Genomic DNA, 20,127 nt, shown 5'->3' on the forward strand with positions numbered 1-20,127 from the left:
ACGCGTTCCGGGCGCCCGGTGCGCGGGAGACCCGTCAGAGCGCGGAGAAGTGGGTCGCGTCGCCGACCACCGTGGTGCTCGTGACGCCGTCCACGCTGACCGGGACGTCGCCCGCGATGGTGATCCGGTGCAGGCGACGGCGCGCGTCGTCGTAGTCGGCCACGCCGTAGTGCTGCGTGGCGCGGTTGTCCCAGATCGCCACGTCACCGTCGGCCCACTGCCAGCGCACGGTGTTCTCCGGCCGCGTCAGCCGCTCCTGGAACAGGTGGTGGATCGCGTGCGACTCGGCGCTCGTCAACCCCACGATCCGCTTGACGAAGTGGCCGAGCAGCAGCGCCCGCTCACCGGTCTCGGGGTGCACGCGCACCACCGGGTGCTCGGTCTCGTAGCGCTGTGACTGGAACTCGTCGCGGTAGGACTCCTCCTTCACGTCCACCCCGCCGATGCGGGTCGAGTCCACGTGCCCGGCGTAGTCGTAGACGTTGCTGTGCACCGCCCACAGCCGGTCCGCCAGCGCCTTCAACGCCGGCGGCAGCTCCTCGTAGGCGCGCGCGGTGTTGGCCCACACCGTGTTGCCGCCGTAGGGCGGCAGCTCGACCGCGCGCAGGATGCTGATCGCGGGCACCCGGTCGACGAAGGTGACGTCGGTGTGCCAGCTGTTGGCCTTGCCGTAGTCGGAGTCGATCGGCAGCACGTTGGCGTGCTCACGGCCCTTGACGGTCGGGTGCGCCAGCGTCGGTTCGCCGAGCAGCCGGGCGAACGCGAGCTGGCCCGCGTCGTCCAGGTGCCCCTGGCCGCGGAAGAACACCACCTTGTTGGCCAGCAGCGCCTCCCGGACCGCCGCGACGGCGCCCTCGGACAGGTCGCCGCCCAGCCGGACGCCGTCGACCCGCGCGCCGATGCCCGCGCCGAGCCGGTGGACGGTGATCGTGTCGGAAAGCTGTGCGGTCATCGCCGGGTCCTCTCGTGTGAATGCGTTCGCATTTCACGATGGCCGGCCGCGTGCGGCGGGCACAACATCGCGCGGCGGTGAATTAAGTCGTCCCAGCACGCGGACGCGGTTGACACCGATCAGCGCTCGAGGACTTCGTTGCGCCGGGCAAAAAAGTGCCCGGTGTCCACCTCCGCGAACCGCCGACTCCATGATGTGGGACGGCCGCCGAGCCCGTTGACCCCACCTGACCTCGGTGTGAGGCTCGGGAACGTGAGCCAAGCCGCCAACCTCACCTCGCGCCGGCACGTCGATCTCCGACGTCAAGCCGGCGCGCTCTGTCGCGCCGGTGGTTGAGCCCCCTCCTCATTCCGGGTTTCACCGCCCGGTATTCCGGCCTGCCCGCATTTCCCAGCAAAGGATTCGCCGTGATCAGCACGAGACGGAAATTCCTCGGCCTCACCCTGCTCGGCCTGACGGCGACCGCGGTCGGCTGCTCCACCGCGGGCGCCGGTGGCGGCGCCGAGACCAGGACGTTGCGCTACCAGGGTTGGGCGGGCGACGTGACCCTGCCCGAACTGGCCGCCGACCTCGGCTACCTCGGCGACGTGGCACTGGAGTGGGTCGGCAACACCACCAGCGGCCCGCAGGACATCCAGTCCGCCGCCACCGGCCAGGTCGACTTCGGCGGCGCGTTCAACGGCGCGGTGGTCAAGCTCAAGGCCGCCGGCGCGCCCATCAAGTCGGTGATCGGCTACTACGGCGCCGACGAGGCGGCCTTCAGCGGCTTCTACGTGCCGGAGGACAGCCCGATCAGGTCCGCGCGCGACCTCATCGGGAAGAAGGTCGGCATGAACACCCTGGGCGCGCACCACGAGGCCATGCTCGGCATCTACCTCAAGCGCAACGGCCTGTCCCCCGACGAGGTCAAGAAGGTCGAGCCGATCGCGGTGCCGCCGGTCAACATCGAGCAGTCCGTGCGGCAGGGCCAGATCGAGGTCGGCGTGCTCGGCGGGATCCTGCGCGACAAGGCGTTGGAGAAGGGCGGCCTGCGCAAGCTGTTCTCCGACTTCGACCTGCTGGGCGCGTTCACCGCGGGCACGTACGTGTTCACCGAGAAGTTCCTCGAGGACAACCCGGGCACCGTGCGGACCTTCGTCAGCGGCGTGGCGCAGGCCATCGAGTGGAGCCGCACGACGCCGCGCGACGAGGTGGTGGCCCGCAAGGTGGACATCCTGACCAGGCGCGGGCGCAACGAGGACCCGACCGCGTTGCGGTACTGGAAGTCCACCGGGGTCGCCGAGAAGGGCGGCCGGATCGTGGACGGGGAGCTGTCGCTGTGGGTCGACTGGCTCGCCGAACGCGGCGAGATCACCAAGGACCAGGTGACGCTGTCCGACCTCTACACCAACGAGTTCAACAGGTTGGCCGCATGAGCACCCACATCAGCTTCCGCGACGTCACCAAGCGGTTCGTGGTTCGCGACCGCGCGTCCCGGCGGCGCACCGAGTTCACCGCCGTGCGGGGCGTGGACCTGGACGTGGAGCGCGGCGAGTTCCTGGTCCTGGTCGGGCCGAGCGGCTGCGGCAAGTCCACGTTGCTCGACCTGCTCGGCGGGCTGACCGAGCCGAGCGAGGGCCGGGTGCTGCTGGACGGCTCGCCGATCACCGGCCCCGGCCTGGACCGGGGCGTGGTGTTCCAGCAGTACGCGCTGCTGCCGTGGCGCACCGCGCAGGGCAACGTCGAGTTCGGGCTCGAAGCGGCCGGCGTGCCGCGTCGGGAGCGCCCCGGGCGGGCCCGCGACTTCCTGGACCTGGTGGGCTTGCGCGGTTTCGAGGACCGGTACCCGCACCAGCTCTCGGGCGGCATGCGGCAGCGCGTCGCGATCGCCCGCAGCCTGGCCTACGACCCGACCGTGCTGCTGATGGACGAGCCGTTCGCGGCGCTCGACGCGCAGACCCGCGAGTCGTTGCAGGACGAGCTGCTGCGCATCTGGCGGCGCACCGGCAAGACGGTCGTGTTCATCACGCACTCCATCGACGAGGCGGTCTACCTGGGGCAGCGGGTCGCGGTCCTGACCTCGCGGCCGGGCCGGGTCAAGGAGGTCGTCCCGATCGAGCTCGGCGACCGCGTCGACCAGGTCGACCTGCGGTCCGGCGCCGCGTTCGCGCGGTACCGGCACCGGATCTGGGAGCTGCTGCACGACGAGGTCTCCCGCGCCCAGCAACAGGAGAAGGAGGTGGCGGCGGTATGACCGCGCTGCTGGAGTCCCAACCGGCCGCGGGCGAGGAGCGGCCCGCGGGCCGGGACCGGGTGGTGCGACCGCCGGTCGCGCGCCGGGTCGCCGACGCCCTGGTGACGGCGGTCGGCAAGGTGGCGGCGATCGCGCTGCTGCTGGCCGTGTGGGAGACCGCGCCCCGGCTGGGACTGGTCGACGCCACGTTCCTGCCGCCGTTCTCGACCGTGCTCGACGCGTGGTGGCGCCTGGCCGCCAACGGCCAGCTGCTGGACAACACCGGCGCGAGCCTGGCGCGTTCGCTGTCCGGGTTCGGCCTCGCGGTGGCGGTGGCCGTGCCGCTGGGCCTGCTGATCGGCTGGTACAAGCCGGTGGCGACGCTGCTCGGGCCGCTGCTGGAGGTCTTCCGCAACACCGCGGCGCTGGCGCTGCTGCCGGTGTTCGTGCTGCTGCTCGGCATCGGCGAGACGTCGAAGATCGCCATCGTGTTCTACGCCTGCACCTGGCCGATCCTGCTCAACACGATCAGCGCGGTGCGCGGTGTCGACCCGACCCTGCTCCGGCTCGCCCGGTCGGTGGACCTGTCGGGGTTCCGGCTCTTCCAGAAGGTGATCCTGCCCGCCTCGGTGCCCACGGTGTTCACCGGGATCCGGCTGGCCGGAGCGGTGTCGATCCTGGTGCTGGTGGCCGCGGAGATGGTGGGCGCCAAGGCCGGGCTCGGCCACCTGATCAACGCCTCGCAGTTCAACTTCGCCATCCCCCAGATGTACGCGGGCATCATCACGATCTCGGCCATCGGCGTGGTGTTCAACCAGGTGCTGGTCGCCCTGGAGGGCCGGTTCACGTCCTGGCGCGTCCCCGTCGGTTCCTGATCCCGCGCGGAAGGAGACATCGCATGACGCTCGAACTGGAGGCGGACGTGCTGGTCGTCGGCGGCGGGCCCGCCGCGACCTGGGCCGCGCTCAAGGCCGCCGACGAAGGCGGCTCGGTGGTGCTGGCCGACAAGGGGTACTGCGGCACCAGCGGCGCGACGGCGTCCAGCGGCACCGGCGTGTGGTACGTGCCGCCGGAGCCCGAGGCGCGGGAGCGGGCCATGGCCAGTCGGGAGGCGCTGGGCGGCCACCTGGCGGACCGGCGCTGGATGGCCAGGGTGCTGGACGAGACCTACGAGCGGGTCAACGAGCTGGCCGAGGTGGCCCGCTACCCGTTCCCCGTCGGCCCGGGCGGCGAGCCGCTGCGCAACGGCCTGCAGGGACCGGAGTACATGCGGCGGCAGAGGGTCCGGGTCCGGCGGGCCGGGGTGCGGGTCCTCGACCACAGCCCCGTCACGGAGCTGCTGACGACGGACGACGGCGTGGTGGCGGGCGCGGCCGGCCACCAGCGGCAGACCGACCGCGCGTTCCGGGTGCGCGCCGGCGCCGTGGTGCTGGCGACCGGCGGCTGCGCGTTCCTCAGCAAGGCGCTGGGGTGCGACGTCAACACCGGTGACGGGGCGCTGTTCGCCGCCGAGGTCGGGGCGGAGCTGTCCGGCATGGAGTTCTCCAACGCCTACGGCATCGCGCCCGAGCACACGTCGGTCACCAAGACCGCGTTCTACAACTACGCCACGTTCTACCGGGCGGACGGCTCGGTGCTCGACGGCGCGGGCAGCCAACGCGGCCGGTCGGTGATCGCGCGGGCGCTGCTGGCCGGGGAGAAGGTGTTCTGCAAGCTCGACCGCGCCGACGACGCGGCCCGCCGGGCGATGCGGCCGGCGCAGCCGAACTTCTTCCTGACCTTCGACCGGCTGGGCGTGGACCCGTTCACGCGGCCGTTCGCGGTGACCCTGCTGGCCGAGGGCACGGTGCGCGGCACCGGCGGCATCCGGGTCGTCGACGACGCGTGCGCGACCACCGTGCCCGGCCTGTACGCGGCCGGTGACGCGGCGACCAGGGAACTGATCTGCGGCGGGTTCACCGGCGGTGGCAGCCACAACGCGGCGTGGGCGATCTCGTCCGGGTCGTGGTCGGGGCGGGCGGCGGCCCGGTTCGCCCGGGCGCTCGGCCCGTCCGCCAGCCGGCGCCGGGTCCGCGCCGCAGGCGGCGCGGGGCTGCGCCCGACCGGCACCACGTCGGCGGTGTCGGCGGCGGAGGTCGTGGGCGCCGTGCAGGCCGAGGTGCTGCCGTACGACAAGAACTACCTGCGACACGGCGACGTGCTGCGCGCGGCGTTGGCGCAGCTCGACGGCACGTGGTCGGCGGTGCGCTCCGGTCTGCGCGCCGAGGGCGCGGAACTCGTGCGCGCCCGCCAGGCGGCGGCGATGGTCGCGCACGCCCGGTGGATGTACAGCGCGGCGCTGGCGCGCAGCGAGAGCCGCGGCATGGCCAAGCGGCTCGACTTCCCCGACCTGGACCCGGCCCAGCACTTCCGGATCACCTCCGGCGGGCTGGACGAGGTGTGGACCCGTCCGCAGGGGGTCGCGGCATGATCGAGCTGGTGTCGGCCGCGCGGTGCGTCACCTGCGACAAGTGCGTCGCGGTGTGCCCCACCAACGTCTTCGACCGCAGCGCGGACGGCGTGCCGGTGATCAGCAGGCAGCAGGACTGCCAGACCTGCTTCCAGTGCGAGGCCAACTGCCCGACCGACGCGTTGTTCGTGGCGCCCCACACCCACCCGCTGCCGCCGGGGTCGCCCGCCCACGACGAGGAGCACCTGCGGCGGACGGGGCTGCTGGGCAGCTACCGCCGCGACATCGGGTGGGGTCACGGGCGCACGCCGGGGGCGGCCCGGGCGGTCGGCCCGGCGCTGTCGCCGTCCGGCCCGCCGCTGATCTCGTGAACCGCGGCGTCGCGGGCCGCGGCACGGCCGCGGCGGCGCTGCTGGGCGCCGTGCTGCGGCACGGACCCGTCGCGCGCGCCACCATCGCCCGGCTGACCGGCCTCAGCCCGGCCGCGGTGACGCGCAACTGCGCGGCGCTCGCCGGTCTCGGCCTGCTCACCGAGGTCGCCGGGACGCTGCCGTACCGGGGCATGGGCCGCCCGCACACCCCGGTGGACGTGGAAACCGGCCGCCACCTGGTGGCCGGCATCCACATCGCCCACGAGCACTGCACGCTGGCGCTGCTGGACCTGCGCGGACGCGTCCGGGCCCGGCTGCGGGTGCCGCACCGCGACGCGGACGACCACCGGGAGGTGCTAGCGACCGCGGCCGACCACCTGGTGCGGCTGCACGCCGAGCACCTGCCGGGTCACGTGCCGCTCGGGCTCGGAGTGGCCGCCGGCGGCTGGGTCGACACCGAGGCGGGCGTGCTGGTCGAGCACGCCTCGCTGGGCTGGCGGGACGTGCCCGTGCGCGACCTGCTCGCGGCGCGGACCGGGCTGTCGGTGCTGGTGGACAGCCACGCGCGGGCGTTGGCACGGGCGGAGCAGCTGTTCGGCGCCGCCGGTCACCGCGACTCGCTGGTGCACCTGTTCGTCGGCAACGTGGTGGACGCGGCGATCGTCACCGGCGGCGGCACGCACCGGGGCGCGCGGTCGGCGGCGGGCGGGGTCGCGCACCTGGCGCTGGGCGACCAGGCGATCGAGTGCCCGTGCGGCCGCAAGGGGTGCCTGGAAGCGACCGTGTCCGACCGCGCCTGGGCGTGGCGCGCCCACGAGGCGGGCGTGATCACCCGGCCGTCGATCGCGGACCTGGGCGACGCCGCCGTGGCCGGGAACGCGGCGGCGACCGCGCTGCTGGTCGACCGGGCCAGGATCGTCGCCCGCGCGGCGGCTCTGCTGTTCGACATCGTCAACCCCGACGTGCTCGTGGTCACGGAGCTGGGTGTCATCCGGCTGCCCGAGTGCGCGGACGCGTTGCGCGCCGAGGTGGCCGCGGCGTCCCGCGCGTGCCCGTCCCCCTCGGCCGTGCTGCCGAGCAGCTTCGGCCTGGACGTCCTCGGCGTGGCGGCCGGGGCCGTGCAGCTCGACGCGATCTACGCCGATCCCCTCAACCTCCGCAACCCGATCAGATCAGGAGTCTGAAGTTGTCCGCACGCGAGCTCCACCTCAACGCGTTCCTCATGGGCGTCGGCCACCACGAGGCCGCCTGGCGGCACCCCCGCACCGACCCGCGCGCCCTCGACGACGTGGCGCACTTCCAGCACCTGGCGCGGGTCGCCGAGCGCGGCGCGTTCGACTCGGTGTTCCTCGCCGACGGCGTGCAGATCTGGGGCGACGTGCGGCACACCGCCGCCAACCGGTTCGAGCCGATCACGCTGCTGACCGCGATCTCGCAGGCCACCGAGCGCATCGGGCTGATCGCGACCGCGTCGACCGGGTTCAGCGAGCCGTACAACCTGGCGCGGCTGTTCTCCTCGCTCGACCACATCAGCGGCGGGCGGGCCGGGTGGAACATCGTCACCACGGCGGGCGACCGGGCGGCGCAGAACTTCAACCGCGAGGCCAACGCCGAGCACGCCGAGCGCTACGAGCGCGCCGCCGAGTTCCTGGACGTCGTCACGGCGCTGTGGGACTCGTGGGAGGACGACGCGCTGGTGGTCGACCGGGAGTCCGGCGTGTTCGCCGAGGACGCCAAGGTGCACGAGATCGACCACAAGGGCCGGTTCTTCTCGGTGCGCGGGCCGTTGAACGCGGTGCGCAGCCCGCAGGGGCACCCGCTGCTGGTGCAGGCCGGGTCGAGCGAGGACGGCAGGGCGTTCGCGTCGGCGTGGGCGGAGGCGGTGTTCACCGCGCACCAGACGCACGGCGACGCGACCGCGTTCTACGCCGACCTCAAGCGCCGCGTGACGGCCCGGGGGCGGGACGCCGACGACGTCAAGGTGCTGCCCGGGATCGTCCCGGTGCTCGGCGGCACCGAGGCCGAGGCGCGGGCGCTGGCCGACGAGCTCGACGCGTTGATCGTCCCGGAGCGGGCGGTGCGGCAGCTGGCCGAGCTGATCGGCGTCGACCTGACCGGGCACCCGCTCGACCAGCGGTTGCCGGAGTTCCCGCCGGTCAGCAGCGTCAACGGGGCGAAGAGCCGGTTCGAGCTGGTGCGCGACCTGGCCGTGCGGGAGCGGTTGACGTTGCGCCAGTTGCTGGGCCGCCTCGGCGGCGGGCGCGGGCACCAGGTCGTGGCGGGCACGCCCGAGCAGATCGCCGACCACGTCGAACTGTGGTTCACCACGGGCGCGGCCGACGGCTTCAACGTGATGGCGCCCCTGCTGCCGTCCGGCCTGGAGGACTTCGTGGACCACGTCGTGCCGCTGCTGCGCGCCCGCGGCCTGTTCCGCACCGAGTACACCGGCCGCACGCTGCGCGAGCACTACGGCCTGCCGCGCCCGGTCAGCCGGTACGCGGCGGCGCTGAGGGCGACCTGATCACCGGGCAGGGTCCTGCGGGTGCGGCCGGTCTTCGGGGGAAGGGGCGCGGGCCGCGCCGTGGCGGCGTTGGCGCCGTCCGTACTCGGCGATGGCCTGCCACAGGTCGCGCCGGTCGGTGTCGGGCCAGTGGTGGGCGGTGAAGTGCAGCTCGGCGTAGGCGGTGTGCCAGGGGAGGAAGTTGGAGGTGCGCTGCTCGTCGCCGGTGCGCCAGAGCAGGTCGACGTCGGGCATGTCGGGGTGGGGCAGGTGGCGGGCGAAGTCGTCCGGGCCGATGAGGTGGGGATCGACGTCGCCGTCCCGGGCGGCCAGGGCGAGTGAGGCGGCGGTGCGGGCGATCTCGTCGCGGCCGCCGTAGTCGAGGCAGATGGTGAGCGTCAGCCCGGTGCGGTCGCGGGTGCGGTGCTCCTCGCGCCTGAGGGCGTCGACGAGGTCCTGGGGCAGTTTGTCGGGCCGGCCGGCCCAGCGCTGGCGCACGTCCAGGTCGCGGACGGGACCTTCGTCGAGTTCGCGTCGGACCCCCTCCAGGATCGCCGCGACTTCTTCCGCGTCGCGCTTCCAGTTCTCGGTCGAGAACGTGTAGAGGGTCAGGTGGCGCAGCCCGATCTCCAGGGCGCCGTAGACCATCTCGTGCGCGGCGGCGGTGCCGACGCGGTGGCCCTCGCCGCGGGGCAGGCCGCGCTGCTCGGCCCAGCGGCCGTTGCCGTCCATGATGATCGCCACGTGGCCGGGCATCCGGTCGGCGGCGATCCGCGGCGGCCGGGCGCCGTCGCGGTGCGGTGGTGGAGGCCGGAGCCCGGTGCGGTCGGCCGCCGGGCCCGGATCGCTCGCGGTGACCGAGGGAGGGCGGGCCGGCGGTGCGGTCAGGGGGGTCAGGCTCCAGGCCAGGGCCGCGCGGAGGCGGGCGGGGACCAGCACGCGGGCGCGGGCCGCGAGGGAGGGGCGCGGGGGTCGTTCCAGCAGAGCGGGGCCGGCCGCGTCGACGGCGTCGAGCTGCAGGCGCACCAGCTCGGCCGCCGTGTCGAGCACGGTGGCGGGGCCGGGGTGCATCCCCCTGGTCATGGCGGGTCTGGTCACCCGTCGGCGGGCCAGGGCGGTCAGCTCGGCCACCAGGTCCGCCACGGCAGGGCTCCAGCGGCGTCGGACCAGGTCGGCCTCCGCGCCGGGGAAGGGTTCCAGGGCTTCCAGCGGCAGGAGCAGGTGCCCCTGGGCGAGATCGGTGCTCAGGTCGGTGAGGATGTCGGTGAGCTGGGTGCCGGCGATGAAGTGCTCGTAGTCGGCTCGGCGGTCCAGCCGCAGCGCCATCGGCGCACCGGCCTGGTCGAACAGGTGCCGCACCTGGTCGACCCAGGGCACGATTTCCTCGTTGCACCACGCCCACAGCGCGGCCCAGTCGGTGAAGCGCAGGCTGCGGGCGTCGTCCCGGGTCCTGGCCATCGCGCCTCGCAGGCCGGACAGGTCCAGGCGCCACCGCCCCGCCGCGTCCACCAGGGCGCGACGGACGGGGTCGGTGCTGGTGCCCACCGCCAGGTCGTGCTCCAGCGCCCTGGTCCACGCCTCGACGCGGGCCGCGCGCCGGGCCGGCTCCACGTCCGGCCGGTCGGCCAGGTCGTCGAGGACGTTGGCGGCGGCCCACAGCGCCCAGCACGCCGGGCGCAGCACGGCCGGCATGAGCTGGATGACGGCGTGAACGGCGGGATCGTGCGCTCGTGTGGTGCGGCGGCACGACCGGTACGCCGCGCGCAGGGCGGGGTCCTCGATCCTCGGCGCACGGGCGGTGGTTCGACCCCGCCTCGCGGGTGCGGCCGCCTCGGGGGGCTGTGGGGTGGGCTGCGGGTTCACGCGCATCTCGGGACCGGGACCTCAGGGTGCTCTCGTGTCGGACGCCTCGGACGCCGGAGCCGCTGACGCGGTGGTTCGGCGCGGTGCGGGGAGGAAGGGTTCGTCGCTTCCCGGCCCGTGCGCGGGGGGCCGCGCGGTGACGGGCAGGGTGCTGCGGGTGCCGCGGTGGAAGCCCACCAGGGCGATCAGGGCCGCCGCCGCGAACCAGGACAGCTGGATGGCCAGGTGACCCGGCACCGGGCTGGTGGAGAACCCCGCGGCCGTGCCGGCCTGCATGGCCCCGTAGGAGGGCAGGAAGCGCACGACGGGGTTGTCGGACCCGGAGCTGACGATCGGGTTCTGCAGCGCGAGGTCGATGATGCTGGTCATCACGATGGCGAACATCCCCTCGACCTCCCGGCGCAGCACCGAGCCGAAGCCGACGCCCAGTGCGCCGTAGGTGAGCCCGGCGCAGAACAGCGCGGCGGCCAGCAGCAGCGGCTGCCGGGGTGACCACGCCAGGCAGGTGACCGCGGTGGCGTAGGCGGCGACCACCGCCGAGACCAGGGCGAGCGCGGTGACCTTGGCCAGGACGAGGTGCGTGCGGGGGTAGCCGGCCATCGCCAGTCGGCGGTCGAACCGGCTGCCGGAGAACGTGGCGGCGAACATCATGAAACCGGTGATCAGCGTGACCGCGTTGAGCGCGCCGCTGATCTCCGTCAGCTCGTTCCCGCGCGGCGCCAGCGCCTCTCCGGTGGCGCGGAGCCGCTGGGGCGCCGGGGTGTCCGGCATCGCCAGGTAGGCCAAGGTCGTCCACAACGGGATGAACAGGGCGACGAGGACCATGGCGAACCGGTTGCGGCCGTGCTCGACCAGCGCGAACCGGGTGGCCGTGCTGAACCAGACCAGGTGGGACCTCACGCGGACGCCCCCTCGTCGCGGCGCAGCACCCCGCCGTCCAGGCGCCACAGCTCGTCCAGGCGCTCGGTGTCGTACGCCAGGTGGGAGACGACCAGCACCGAACGCCCCGCGTCGCGCAACCTCGCGGCGAGGTCCCAGAACCGCTGGTAGGTGTCCCAGTCGAACCCCTGGTACGGCTCGTCCAGCAACAGCACCCGGGGGTCGTGCATCAGGGCCAGCGTCACGTTCAGCTTCTGCCTCGTCCCACCGCTGAGCACCCCGACCCGCTCGTCCGCGTACCCGGCGAAATCCAGCACGGCCATGACCTCCTCGGCATACCGCAGATCGGCGAGGCGATGAGCCCTGCGGAAGAACTCCAGGTGCTGCCGGACGGTCAGGGCGTCGTTGAGGACCACGTGCTGCGGGCAATAACCGAACGGACCGCTGTGGCGGACCGTGCCACCAGTGGGCCGCAGTTCGCCGGAGAGGATTTTCAGCAGGGTCGATTTGCCCGCACCGTTCTCCCCGACGATCCCGCACAACGTGCCCGCGTCGAGCCGCAGGTCGACGCTCCGCAACACCACGCGTCGGCGATAGGCATGACGCACCCCCCTGACTTCCACGCTACGCCCCTCGTGCACCCGTTCCAAGGCCGACCAATGCCGACCACGGCCGAATTCCCAACGATCACCGCGCGGAGAAGATACGGTCCGCAGAAATGTGATGAACACTCGATTCGGCGGCGTGGTGATGATGAGGAAAGGGGGCCCCGCCGGTTGCCGACTGTTCGGCGAGTTCGGTTTTCCGAAAATGGCCGGCGGGCGACGGACCTGCGTCGCGCGCCGGTTCCGCGCTGTTCGCGATCGCCGGGGAGAGGGCGCGGAACACGGCGCAGATCGTCATCCGGGCGTGCCGCTTCGGGGGCGGGAGGCCGGCTGTGAGGCGCACCACCTCCGTGGGCGGTGGTTCTCCGGGACGGTCGAGCTGGTGCTCAAATACGCGTGCAGGCACCGGAGCCCTCGCTTTCCCCCGAAGCGGCGCGCGTGCCATCGCGCGGGTCGCGCCCTGACCCGGTCTTCCGGTCGGAGTGCGTGAGCCACGGCCTCGGTCGCTCGGTCGGGCGAGGGCGTGGCGCCTCGAGGGCAGCGGGATTCGCACGGAGGAGACGGAGCGGGGCATGCGACAACGGGCGCTGCTGGGTCGCGAGGAGGAGCGCCGCGCGCTGGCCGCCCTGGTCGAGCAGGCCGCCTCCGGGTCGGGTGGCGCGCTGGTCGTCCTCGGCGCACCCGGGATCGGCAAGTCGACGCTGGTCGCCGAGGCGGCGGCGCGGGCCGCGGACCGCGGGATCCGGGTGATCACGGCGGTGGGGGTGGAGTCGGAGGAGGACTTGCCCTGCGCCGGCCTGCACCAGCTGGTCCACCAGCTGCGAGACGGGATCGACGACCTGCCCGGACCGCAACGCGCCGCGCTGCGCGCGGCCGTCGGGCTCGTCGACGAGGCCGTGCCCGACCTCTACCTGGTCGGGCTGGCCGCGCTGACCCTGCTGTCGGACGCGGCGGTGAAGGCGCCGCTGCTCGTGGTCGTCGAGGACGCCCACTGGATGGACCGGGCCAGCCTCGACGTGCTCGGGTTCGTCGCGCGGCGGATCGAGTCCGACCCCCTCGCCCTGGTCGCCGTCACCCGCGGCCTCGACGACCGGCTCGGCGGTGCCGGGCTGCCCGTGCTGCACCTGCGCCCGCTGACCGACGAGGTGTCGGGTGAGCTGCTGGACGCCGTGGCGCCCGGCCTGGCGCAGCAGGTCAGGCGGCGACTGCTGGAGGAGGCGGCCGGGAACCCGCTGGCGTTGACCGAGCTGCCGGTCGCGCTGCGGTCGGTCGGTGGGGCGTACGCGCTCACGCCCGGTCCGCTGCCGTTGACCGAGCGGCTGGAGCGGACCTTCACGGCCCGGGTCTCCCGCCTCCCGGCCGAGACCCGGGCGGTCCTGCTCCTCGCGGCCCTCAACGGTGACGGGACGATGGACGAGTGCCTCGCCGCGGCCTCCCGGATGCTCGGGACGGCGGTCGACGTCGCCGCCCTCGAACCGGCGGTCGGCGCGGGCCTGGTGGAGACCTGGGGGATGGTCTTCCGGCACCCGCTCGTCCGCTCGGCGATGCACCACGCCGCGACCGCAGCGGAACGACAGGCCGCGCACGCCGCCCTCGCCGCCGAGCTCCAGGGGCAGCCCGACCGGCAGGCGTGGCACCGCGCCGCCGCCACCGCGGGTCCCGACGAGCACGCGGCGCGGGACCTGGACTCCACGGCCGACCGGGCCCTGCGGCGGGGCGGTGTCGCCGCGGCCCTGGCCGCGCTGCGGCGCGCGGCGGAGCTGACGGCGGACCCGTCCGCCCGCGCGGACCGGCTGCTGCGCGCGGCCGCGCTGGCCCTGGAGTCGGGCCGGCCCGACGCCGCGGCGCACCTGCTGGCCCAGGCGCGCTCGCAGGCCCTCCCGGTCCGGGACCAGGGCCGCGCGGCCTGGGTCGGCATCGCCCTGGTCGAGGGCTCGGCGCGGGGCGAGGGCACCGCGACCGCCGAGCTGGCCGAGCTGGCCGTCGGCATCGCCGGCACCGAGCCCGTGCTGGGGCTGCGCATGCTGTGGGGCGCGGTCCTGCACTGCTTCTGGGGCGAGCCGGGACCGGCCGCCCGCCGACGGGTCGCCGCCGCCGCGGACCGGATGCCCGTGGACGCGGACAACGCCGACCTGGTGGCCTTGCGGGCGTACTGCGCGCCGGTCGAGCGCGGGCGAGCCGTCCTCGAGTCCCTGGCCGGTCAGCTGGAGCGTTCGTCCGAGGACGCCGAGGGCGACCAGCTCCTGGGTGGCGCCGCGGTGACGGTGGGCGCCCCCGCCCTGGCGAGCCGGCTGACGGCGCGGTCGCTGAACGCCCTGCGCGCGCAGGGCCGACTGTCGATGCTGGCCCGCGCCCTCTGCGTCCAGGCGGGGAGCGCCGCGCGGCTCGGTGACGTGCGCGCCGGCCACCTCGCCGCCGAGGAGGCCGCCGAGCTGGCCCGCGAGACCGGTCAGCCCCTCGTGCACGCGATGGTGCACGCCATCCGCGCACAGCTCGCCGCCGTCTGCGGCGACCCGCGGGCGGAGGCGTGGGCGGCGGAGGCGGAGCGCACGGCCCTCCCCGGCGGCGCACGCCCGGCGCTGGCCATCCTGCAGATGGCACGCGGGCAGGCGGCCCTGTGCCAGGGGCGCTACGGCGACGCCTTCGGGCACCTGCACCGCGTCTTCGACCCGGCCGACCCCGCGTTCCACCCCTGGCTGCGCTTCTACGGGGTCGCCGAGCTGGTCGAGGCGGCCGTGCGCAGCGAGTCCGCCGAGGCGGCGCGGGACGTCCTGGAGGAGCTGACCCCGCTCGAGGAGCCGACCCCGTCCCCGGCCCTGCTCTGCGGGCTGCGCCTCGCCCGCGCCCTGCTCAGCCCGCCGGACGCCGCCGAACCGCTCTACCGGGCGGCCCTCGACGCCGTTCCCGTCGACTGGCCGTTCGAGCGGGCGCGGGTGCACCTCGCCCTGGGCGGGTGGCTGCGGCGGCACCGACGGCCGGCGGAGTCCCGCGTCGTCCTGCAGGCCGCGCGCGAGGTCTTCGACGCGCTCGGCGCGTCGGCCTGGGCGGAGCGGGCGCGCCAGGAGCTGCGCGCGGCGGGCACGTCCTCCCCGCGCCGGGACCCGGCCGCCGTCGACCGGCTCACCTCGACCGAGCTGCACGTCGCCCAGCTCGCCGCGCAGGGGCTGACGAACCGGGAGATCGGCGAGCGGCTGTACGTCTCGCCCAGGACGGTGAGCACCCACCTCCAGCGGATGTTCCCCAAGCTGGGCGTGACGTCCCGCGGTGAACTCCCGGCGGTGCTGCGCGGCACGATGACGTACGCCGAAGACGTCGGCTGACGGACGCGGTCGACCCCGCTCACTCCATAGGTTCGTGCCATGCCCGGTCCGCACACGGCGGACGGGCGGGAAGGCGCACGCACACCATGGGAACCATCACCGTCGGCACCGAGAACTCGACCGACGTCGAGCTGTACTACGAGGACCACGGCTCCGGCCGGCCGGTCGTCCTGATCCACGGCTACCCGTTGGACGGCCAGTCGTGGGAGAAGCAGACCGACGCGCTGGTCAAGGCCGGCTACCGCGTCATCACCTACGACCGCCGGGGCTTCGGCCGGTCGAGCAAGACCATGACGGGCTACGACTACGACACCTTCGCCGCCGACCTGGACGAGGTCCTGACGCAGCTCGACCTGCGTGACGTCGCCCTCGTCGGCTTCTCGATGGGCTCGGGCGAGGTCGCCCGCTACCTCGGCACCTACGGCTCGGAGCGGGTGGCCAAGGCGGCGTTCCTCGGCGCGCTCCAGCCGTTCCTGCTCCAGGCGGAGGACAACCCCGCGGGCGTGCCGCAGTCGGTGTTCGACGGCATCGCCGCGCAGGCCGAGGCCGACCGCTACGCCTGGTACGAGAACTTCTTCGTCGACTTCTTCAACACCGACGAGACGCTCGGGTCCCGCCTCGGCGACGCCGCGCTCCGGGCGAACTGGGCCACCGCCATCGCCTCGGCGCCCGTGGCGGCGTACGCGTGCGTCCCGGCGTGGCTGACGGACTTCCGGGCCGACGTGGAGCGCATCGACGTGCCGTCGCTGATCCTGCACGGCACCGCCGACCGCATCCTGCCGATCGACGCCACCGCCCGCGAGTTCCGCCGCCGCCTGCCCGACGCGCGCTACGTCGAGGTCGACGGAGCACCGCACGGCCTGCTGCTCACCCACGCGGCCGAGGTCAACGCGGCCCTGATCGCCTTCCTCACCGACTGAGAACCGGACATGAACACGCTCACGCACCGCGTCACCGCACGCACCACCGCCCTGCTGGCCGTGCTGGTCGCCGTCGCCCTCGCCGGTCTCGGCGCGTCGACCGCGACGGCCTCCCACCCGACGGCCGGGCAGAAGCCCACGATCGTCCTCGTCCACGGCGCCTTCGCGGACGGTTCCAGTTGGACGCCCGTCATCGAACGGCTGCAACGGCGCGGGTTCACCGCCGTCGCCGTCGCCAACCCGTTGCGCGGGGTCCGCTCCGACGCCGACGCCCTCGACGCGCGTCTCGCCGGCATCGACGGACCCGTGGTGCTCGTCGGCCACTCCTACGGCGGTGCCGTCATCACCAACGTGAAGGCGCGTTCGCCGAAGGTGAGGGCACTGGTGTACGTCGCCGCCTTCGCCCCCGCCGAGGGCGAGGCCGCGGCACAGCTCGCCGCGAAGTACCCCGGCAGCACCCTGGGCGACACGCTGGCGCCGGTACCGCTGCCCGACGGCACGCAGGACCTCCACATCAAGCCCTCGCTGTTCCGGCAGCAGTTCGCGGCCGACGTCCCGGCGCGCCAGACCGCCGTCATGGCGAGCACCCAGCGCCCCATCCGGGACGCCGCCCTGGGCGAGGCGTCCGGCGCACCGTCCTGGGCGAGCGTCCCCTCGTGGTTCCTGCTGGCCGGCGCCGACAAGAACATCCCGCTGCGGGCGCAGGAGTTCATGGCGGACCGGGCCGGCTCACGCGCCACCGTGACCGTCGAAGGGGCCTCGCACGCCGTGGCGGTCTCGCGCCCGGACGCGGTCGTCAAGCTCATCGCCCGCGCCGCGGGCTGACCCCTCCTCCCCGGCCCCGCGGCCCGCGGGTCGCGGGGCCGGCGTGGCGGCGCGATGAGCCGTCCGCGCTGGGGCAGTCTGTACCGCCATGGGAACGTTGACCTATGGCATGAACGTCTCGCTGGACGGCTACATCGCCGACGCGAACGGCGACCTCGGCTGGAGCGTGCCGGACGACGAGTTGCACCAGTACTGGAACGACCGGACCGGGCAGGTCGCGCTGTCGCTGTACGGGCGCAAGCTGTACGAGCTGATGGCGGCCCACTGGCCGACCGCCGGCCAGGCGCCCGACGTGCCCCCGGTGGAGGCCGAGTACGCCCGGCTGTGGCTCGCGATGCCGAAAGTGGTCTTCTCCCGGACCCTGGAATCGGTCGGGTGGAACTCCAGGCTGGAACGGGGTGACGTGGTCGAGGCCGCCAGGAGGCTCAAGGCCGAGACCGACGGCCTGATGGAGGTGGGCGGCGCCGCGCTCGCCGCGCCCCTGGTCCAAGCGGGCCTCGTGGACGAGTTCCACGTGCTGGTCACGCCGGTCGCGATCGGCGGCGGCACACCGTTCCTCCCGACGCTGGACAGGTGGCTGAAGCTGGAACTGGTGGAGAACCGCACCTTCGGATCGGGCGCGGTCCTGCTGCGCTACAAGTCCGTCCGCGACTAGTTCTCCCGGTGGACGACCCCGTCGCGGCGCCGGGGCCCGCCGCTCGGCGGCCCCCGGCGTTCGGCGGGGGTCAGGCCCGGGGGAGGGTGAAGATCAGACCTTGGCTCAAGGTCGACCGGATGCCCTGCACGTCCACGGTGACGACCTTCGCCCGGTGCTGCCGGTCGGGGGTCAGCCCGGTCAGCGTGACCTGCTCCTCGGTGACGAGACCGGTGTTCCCCCCGTCCAGGTACACCTCGTAGCCCTTGGTGGGGTTCCACCAGGGATAGCCTTCCCAGGCCAGCGTCACGGACGTCGGGGTCGTCGAGACCACGTGGAGCCCGGTCGGGCGCGGCGGCCGCTCGAAGTGGGCCCACTGCGACACCACGGTGCCCAGCAGGTCGTCCTGCGCCGGGTCGTGCGAGCAGGACGCGGTGATCGTGCCGAGGGGCGTGCCGTCGGCACGTTCGGGGCGCAGCGTCAACGCCAGGTCGTCAACGCGCAGGTCGTAGTTGCCCGGTGTGCCCAGCCGCTGCACCGGGAAGGCGCCCGCGGCCCGCACCGCGGTCCTCTCGGTGGTCGTCAGCCACGTGGGGGAGAGGGTGAACGCGGCCTGGGTGGTCCGCGTCCCGTCCGGGCCGACGATCCTCGCGTCGAGCGTCGCGGTGCTGTCGCCGTCCAGGCGCACCCCGCCCGGGATCGCCAGGGCCGGGCGCAGCTCGCGCAGGTCCAGGTCCACGTCGATGTACGCGTAGTCGTGGCCGGCCACGGTGTTCAGGCCCGCCCCCTCGTCCGGCAGGCCGCCGACGACCCACACGGTCAGCTCGACGTCCGGTCCGAGGGAGGTCGTGCAGGCGTAGTCCATCCGCACCGCGGTCGTCTGCGCCGATGCCGGTGCCGCTGCTCCCGTCAAGGCCCCGGCGGCCACCAGGACCGGGACCAGGGATGAGGCGGTGACGCGGAAGGGGGTCCATTTTCTGCGCAACGTTGCGTCCTCTCCGTGCTCGCTCGCCCACGGACAGTGTTCCGCACGACGCGGTCGTTCCGTGTGGACCATTCAGCCGCAGCGAGCGAGAGGGGACGTTCGGGCAACTCCGAAATGCCTGTTCGGGCAGCCCAGGGGGTCATCAGGTCGGCCGAACACCACAGGTGTGGTACCACACCTGTGGTGGAGCGGGCTCCACATGCGACTTCGGCCCCTCCACTGTGGACGGCCCGACCCGCCTCAGTGGACGACGGCCCAGGTGCGCGGGGCCGGGCCGACGAGGACGTCGAGCACCGCGCCCGACCGCCCCGCGGCGGACGCGCGCGCGTCCTCGGCGGCGCTCGCGCCGATGCTCACCGCGATCAAGACCACCAGCAGGGACGCGGCCACCCACAGCACGACTTCCCACCAGGTGTCCGAGTGCACCACCGTGATCGTGCCGCCGACGAGCACGCCGACCCCGACGACGGTCGCGAGGACCTTCTGCGCGCGGGCCGCGCGTGGGCTGATCAGCCGCACCTGGGTGGGGTCAGGCGGTAAGTCGGCCACCTCGCGAGCATAGGCGACACGCCGTGGCGCCACGTGCTTTTCCGCGAGCCGAGCCGTCCGGAGTCGGTCGGCCGGTGCGCGTCGGGGGGCGGAAGCGCACCGGCGTGAACCCGGGCGGGGCATCGCCTCCGTGTCCACCGGCCCTGTGCGGGTTCAGCGGTCCAACTCGTCCAACAGCCGCTCGGCATGGCGTTCCTGGTGCCGGTCGGCCGGCCCGTCGGGCGAACCGCAGGCCCTCTTCGACGTGGGCGTGGGCCCGCCGGCGGTCCCCGGCTGCACGCAGCGCGTCGCTCGGGTCCACCAGCATGACCCTGATCGCCGTCAGGTCGTCCACTCGCCGGGCGACGGTCAGCGAGGTCTCCAGCAGCGCGACGGCCGTCCGGTGGTCCCCCTGACAGCTGTGTACGGCGGCCATCTCCTGGAGCAATTCCCTCGTCGCTCTCGTCGCCGCTCCGGCGCCTGGGCGCCGGTCCTCAGCGGGTGCTCGGCGGTGAGCGCCCGCAACTCGGGCAGCAGTTCCTCGTGGTGGCCCAACCGCAGCTCGGCGTCGACCCACGAGAACAGGGCGGACAGGCGCCGCTCGACCAGCCCTGGCACCACCGCGGCGCGCAGCTCGTCGGTGACCCCGCCCAGCACCGGCTCGGACCCATGGGTCCAGCGCAGCGCGACTGCCTCGCCGCGTGCCCGTCGTCCCGGCGCCGCCGATCGGACGCGGTCCTCGAACTCGGCCGGGTCCAGCTTGCCTGGATAGACGTCGATGCGGTAGCCCTCGGCGCCACCGCGCATGCCCGTGGGCGTGGAAGAGGGGGAGTTCGGCGGACCGGCGGCGGGAGCCCGGCGGGGTCCCGTCGCGGTTCGGGAATCACCCGGTCCGCTGCGTGCGGACGGCGGATCAGGTGCCCCGAGCCGCGGCGGTCCGGGACACCCGGGTCAAGGCGATCGGGGGAGTGCCGTGCGGTGTCAGGCACCGCGGTGGGCCGTCAACGCGGGGGAGCGTCCTGCCTCCGGAGTCGGACAACGTGGGGTTGCTGACCACGTTGCGCTGCTCCGCCTCTCAGTCGAC

Annotated in this window: 20 protein-coding genes; 12 read left to right on the forward strand and 8 right to left on the reverse strand. The window is 74.0% G+C overall.

Going from position 1 to position 20,127, the window contains the following annotated elements:
* Window positions 1-34: 34 nt before the first annotated feature.
* Window positions 35-952: a TauD/TfdA dioxygenase family protein gene (locus ACFV4N_RS24510; RefSeq protein WP_499674925.1), complete on the reverse strand. Its 918-nt coding sequence runs from the start codon at window positions 950-952 to the stop codon at window positions 35-37.
* A gap of 252 nt (window positions 953-1,204) precedes the next feature.
* On the opposite strand from ACFV4N_RS24510, the gene ACFV4N_RS24515 reads away from it, so the two are divergent.
* The 8 genes from ACFV4N_RS24515 to ACFV4N_RS24550 all read left to right on the forward strand — a co-directional run bounded on the left by ACFV4N_RS24515 (window position 1,205) and on the right by ACFV4N_RS24550 (window position 8,505).
* Window positions 1,205-1,288 carry a putative leader peptide gene (locus tag ACFV4N_RS24515; protein ID WP_499674943.1) on the forward strand — a complete coding sequence of 28 codons (84 nt, stop codon included), beginning with the start codon at window positions 1,205-1,207 and terminating at the stop codon, window positions 1,286-1,288.
* A gap of 71 nt (window positions 1,289-1,359) precedes the next feature.
* Window positions 1,360-2,367 carry an ABC transporter substrate-binding protein gene (locus ACFV4N_RS24520; RefSeq protein ID WP_499674926.1) on the forward strand — a complete coding sequence of 336 codons (1,008 nt, stop codon included), beginning with the start codon at window positions 1,360-1,362 and terminating at the stop codon, window positions 2,365-2,367.
* Window positions 2,364-3,185: an ABC transporter ATP-binding protein gene (locus ACFV4N_RS24525; protein ID WP_499674927.1), complete on the forward strand. Its 822-nt coding sequence runs from the start codon at window positions 2,364-2,366 to the stop codon at window positions 3,183-3,185. Before ACFV4N_RS24520 ends, ACFV4N_RS24525 begins: the two co-directional genes overlap by 4 nt.
* Complete coding sequence (locus ACFV4N_RS24530) at window positions 3,182-4,039, forward strand: ABC transporter permease (protein WP_499674928.1); 858 nt, start codon at window positions 3,182-3,184, stop codon at window positions 4,037-4,039. Before ACFV4N_RS24525 ends, ACFV4N_RS24530 begins: the two co-directional genes overlap by 4 nt.
* A 23-nt stretch (window positions 4,040-4,062) precedes the next feature.
* The gene (locus ACFV4N_RS24535) at window positions 4,063-5,634 is read left to right on the forward strand and encodes an FAD-binding protein (RefSeq protein WP_499674929.1); all 1,572 of its coding nucleotides are present in this window, start codon (window positions 4,063-4,065) and stop codon (window positions 5,632-5,634) included.
* Window positions 5,631-5,984 carry a 4Fe-4S dicluster domain-containing protein gene (locus tag ACFV4N_RS24540; RefSeq protein WP_499674930.1) on the forward strand — a complete coding sequence of 118 codons (354 nt, stop codon included), beginning with the start codon at window positions 5,631-5,633 and terminating at the stop codon, window positions 5,982-5,984. The genes ACFV4N_RS24535 and ACFV4N_RS24540 overlap by 4 nt, the downstream gene beginning before the upstream one ends.
* Window positions 5,981-7,168, forward strand: coding sequence for an ROK family protein (locus ACFV4N_RS24545; protein WP_499674931.1), 1,188 nt, complete (start codon window positions 5,981-5,983; stop codon window positions 7,166-7,168). Before ACFV4N_RS24540 ends, ACFV4N_RS24545 begins: the two co-directional genes overlap by 4 nt.
* Complete coding sequence (locus ACFV4N_RS24550; RefSeq protein WP_499674944.1) at window positions 7,165-8,505, forward strand: LLM class flavin-dependent oxidoreductase; 1,341 nt, start codon at window positions 7,165-7,167, stop codon at window positions 8,503-8,505. Before ACFV4N_RS24545 ends, ACFV4N_RS24550 begins: the two co-directional genes overlap by 4 nt.
* On the opposite strand, the gene uppS is transcribed toward ACFV4N_RS24550, so the two are convergent.
* The 4 genes from uppS to ACFV4N_RS24570 all read right to left on the reverse strand — a co-directional run bounded on the left by uppS (window position 8,506) and on the right by ACFV4N_RS24570 (window position 12,114).
* Complete coding sequence (gene uppS / locus ACFV4N_RS24555) at window positions 8,506-10,353, reverse strand: polyprenyl diphosphate synthase (RefSeq protein WP_499674932.1); 1,848 nt, start codon at window positions 10,351-10,353, stop codon at window positions 8,506-8,508.
* Window positions 10,354-10,368: 15 nt separating this feature from the next.
* Window positions 10,369-11,247 (reverse strand): ABC transporter permease, encoded by an 879-nt coding sequence (locus tag ACFV4N_RS24560; protein ID WP_499674933.1) that lies wholly within the window; start codon window positions 11,245-11,247, stop codon window positions 10,369-10,371.
* The gene (locus tag ACFV4N_RS24565) at window positions 11,244-11,810 is read right to left on the reverse strand and encodes an ATP-binding cassette domain-containing protein (protein ID WP_499674934.1); all 567 of its coding nucleotides are present in this window, start codon (window positions 11,808-11,810) and stop codon (window positions 11,244-11,246) included. Before ACFV4N_RS24565 ends, ACFV4N_RS24560 begins: the two co-directional genes overlap by 4 nt.
* A 103-nt stretch (window positions 11,811-11,913) precedes the next feature.
* Window positions 11,914-12,114, reverse strand: a complete 201-nt coding sequence (locus ACFV4N_RS24570) for a hypothetical protein (protein ID WP_499674935.1) — start codon at window positions 12,112-12,114, stop codon at window positions 11,914-11,916.
* A gap of 289 nt (window positions 12,115-12,403) precedes the next feature.
* Between ACFV4N_RS24570 and ACFV4N_RS24575 the strand changes: the two genes are divergently transcribed.
* The 4 genes from ACFV4N_RS24575 to ACFV4N_RS24590 all read left to right on the forward strand — a co-directional run bounded on the left by ACFV4N_RS24575 (window position 12,404) and on the right by ACFV4N_RS24590 (window position 17,551).
* On the forward strand, window positions 12,404-15,151 hold the full coding sequence (locus ACFV4N_RS24575; protein ID WP_499674936.1) for an ATP-binding protein: 2,748 nt from the start codon (window positions 12,404-12,406) through the stop codon (window positions 15,149-15,151).
* 86 nt (window positions 15,152-15,237) lie between these two features.
* Window positions 15,238-16,071 carry an alpha/beta fold hydrolase gene (locus ACFV4N_RS24580; protein WP_499674937.1) on the forward strand — a complete coding sequence of 278 codons (834 nt, stop codon included), beginning with the start codon at window positions 15,238-15,240 and terminating at the stop codon, window positions 16,069-16,071.
* Window positions 16,072-16,080: 9 nt separating this feature from the next.
* The gene (locus ACFV4N_RS24585; RefSeq protein ID WP_499674938.1) at window positions 16,081-16,896 is read left to right on the forward strand and encodes an alpha/beta fold hydrolase; all 816 of its coding nucleotides are present in this window, start codon (window positions 16,081-16,083) and stop codon (window positions 16,894-16,896) included.
* Between the two features lie 88 nt (window positions 16,897-16,984).
* The gene (locus ACFV4N_RS24590; RefSeq protein WP_499674939.1) at window positions 16,985-17,551 is read left to right on the forward strand and encodes a dihydrofolate reductase family protein; all 567 of its coding nucleotides are present in this window, start codon (window positions 16,985-16,987) and stop codon (window positions 17,549-17,551) included.
* A 70-nt stretch (window positions 17,552-17,621) separates the two neighbouring features.
* Here ACFV4N_RS24590 and ACFV4N_RS24595 read toward each other — a convergent pair whose 3' ends face one another.
* The 3 genes from ACFV4N_RS24595 to ACFV4N_RS24605 form a co-directional block, all read right to left on the reverse strand.
* The gene (locus tag ACFV4N_RS24595; protein ID WP_499674940.1) at window positions 17,622-18,515 is read right to left on the reverse strand and encodes a DUF6801 domain-containing protein; all 894 of its coding nucleotides are present in this window, start codon (window positions 18,513-18,515) and stop codon (window positions 17,622-17,624) included.
* Window positions 18,516-18,755: 240 nt separating this feature from the next.
* Complete coding sequence (locus ACFV4N_RS24600; RefSeq protein WP_499674941.1) at window positions 18,756-19,064, reverse strand: hypothetical protein; 309 nt, start codon at window positions 19,062-19,064, stop codon at window positions 18,756-18,758.
* 348 nt (window positions 19,065-19,412) lie between these two features.
* Entirely contained in the window at window positions 19,413-19,850 is a 438-nt protein-coding gene (locus ACFV4N_RS24605) for an AfsR/SARP family transcriptional regulator (RefSeq protein ID WP_499674942.1), read from the reverse strand.
* Window positions 19,851-20,127 lie beyond the last annotated feature (277 nt).

Origin of the sequence: Actinosynnema sp. NPDC059797, assembly GCF_042732085.1 — a bacterium.
Taxonomy (GTDB): Bacteria; Actinomycetota; Actinomycetes; order Mycobacteriales; family Pseudonocardiaceae; genus Actinosynnema.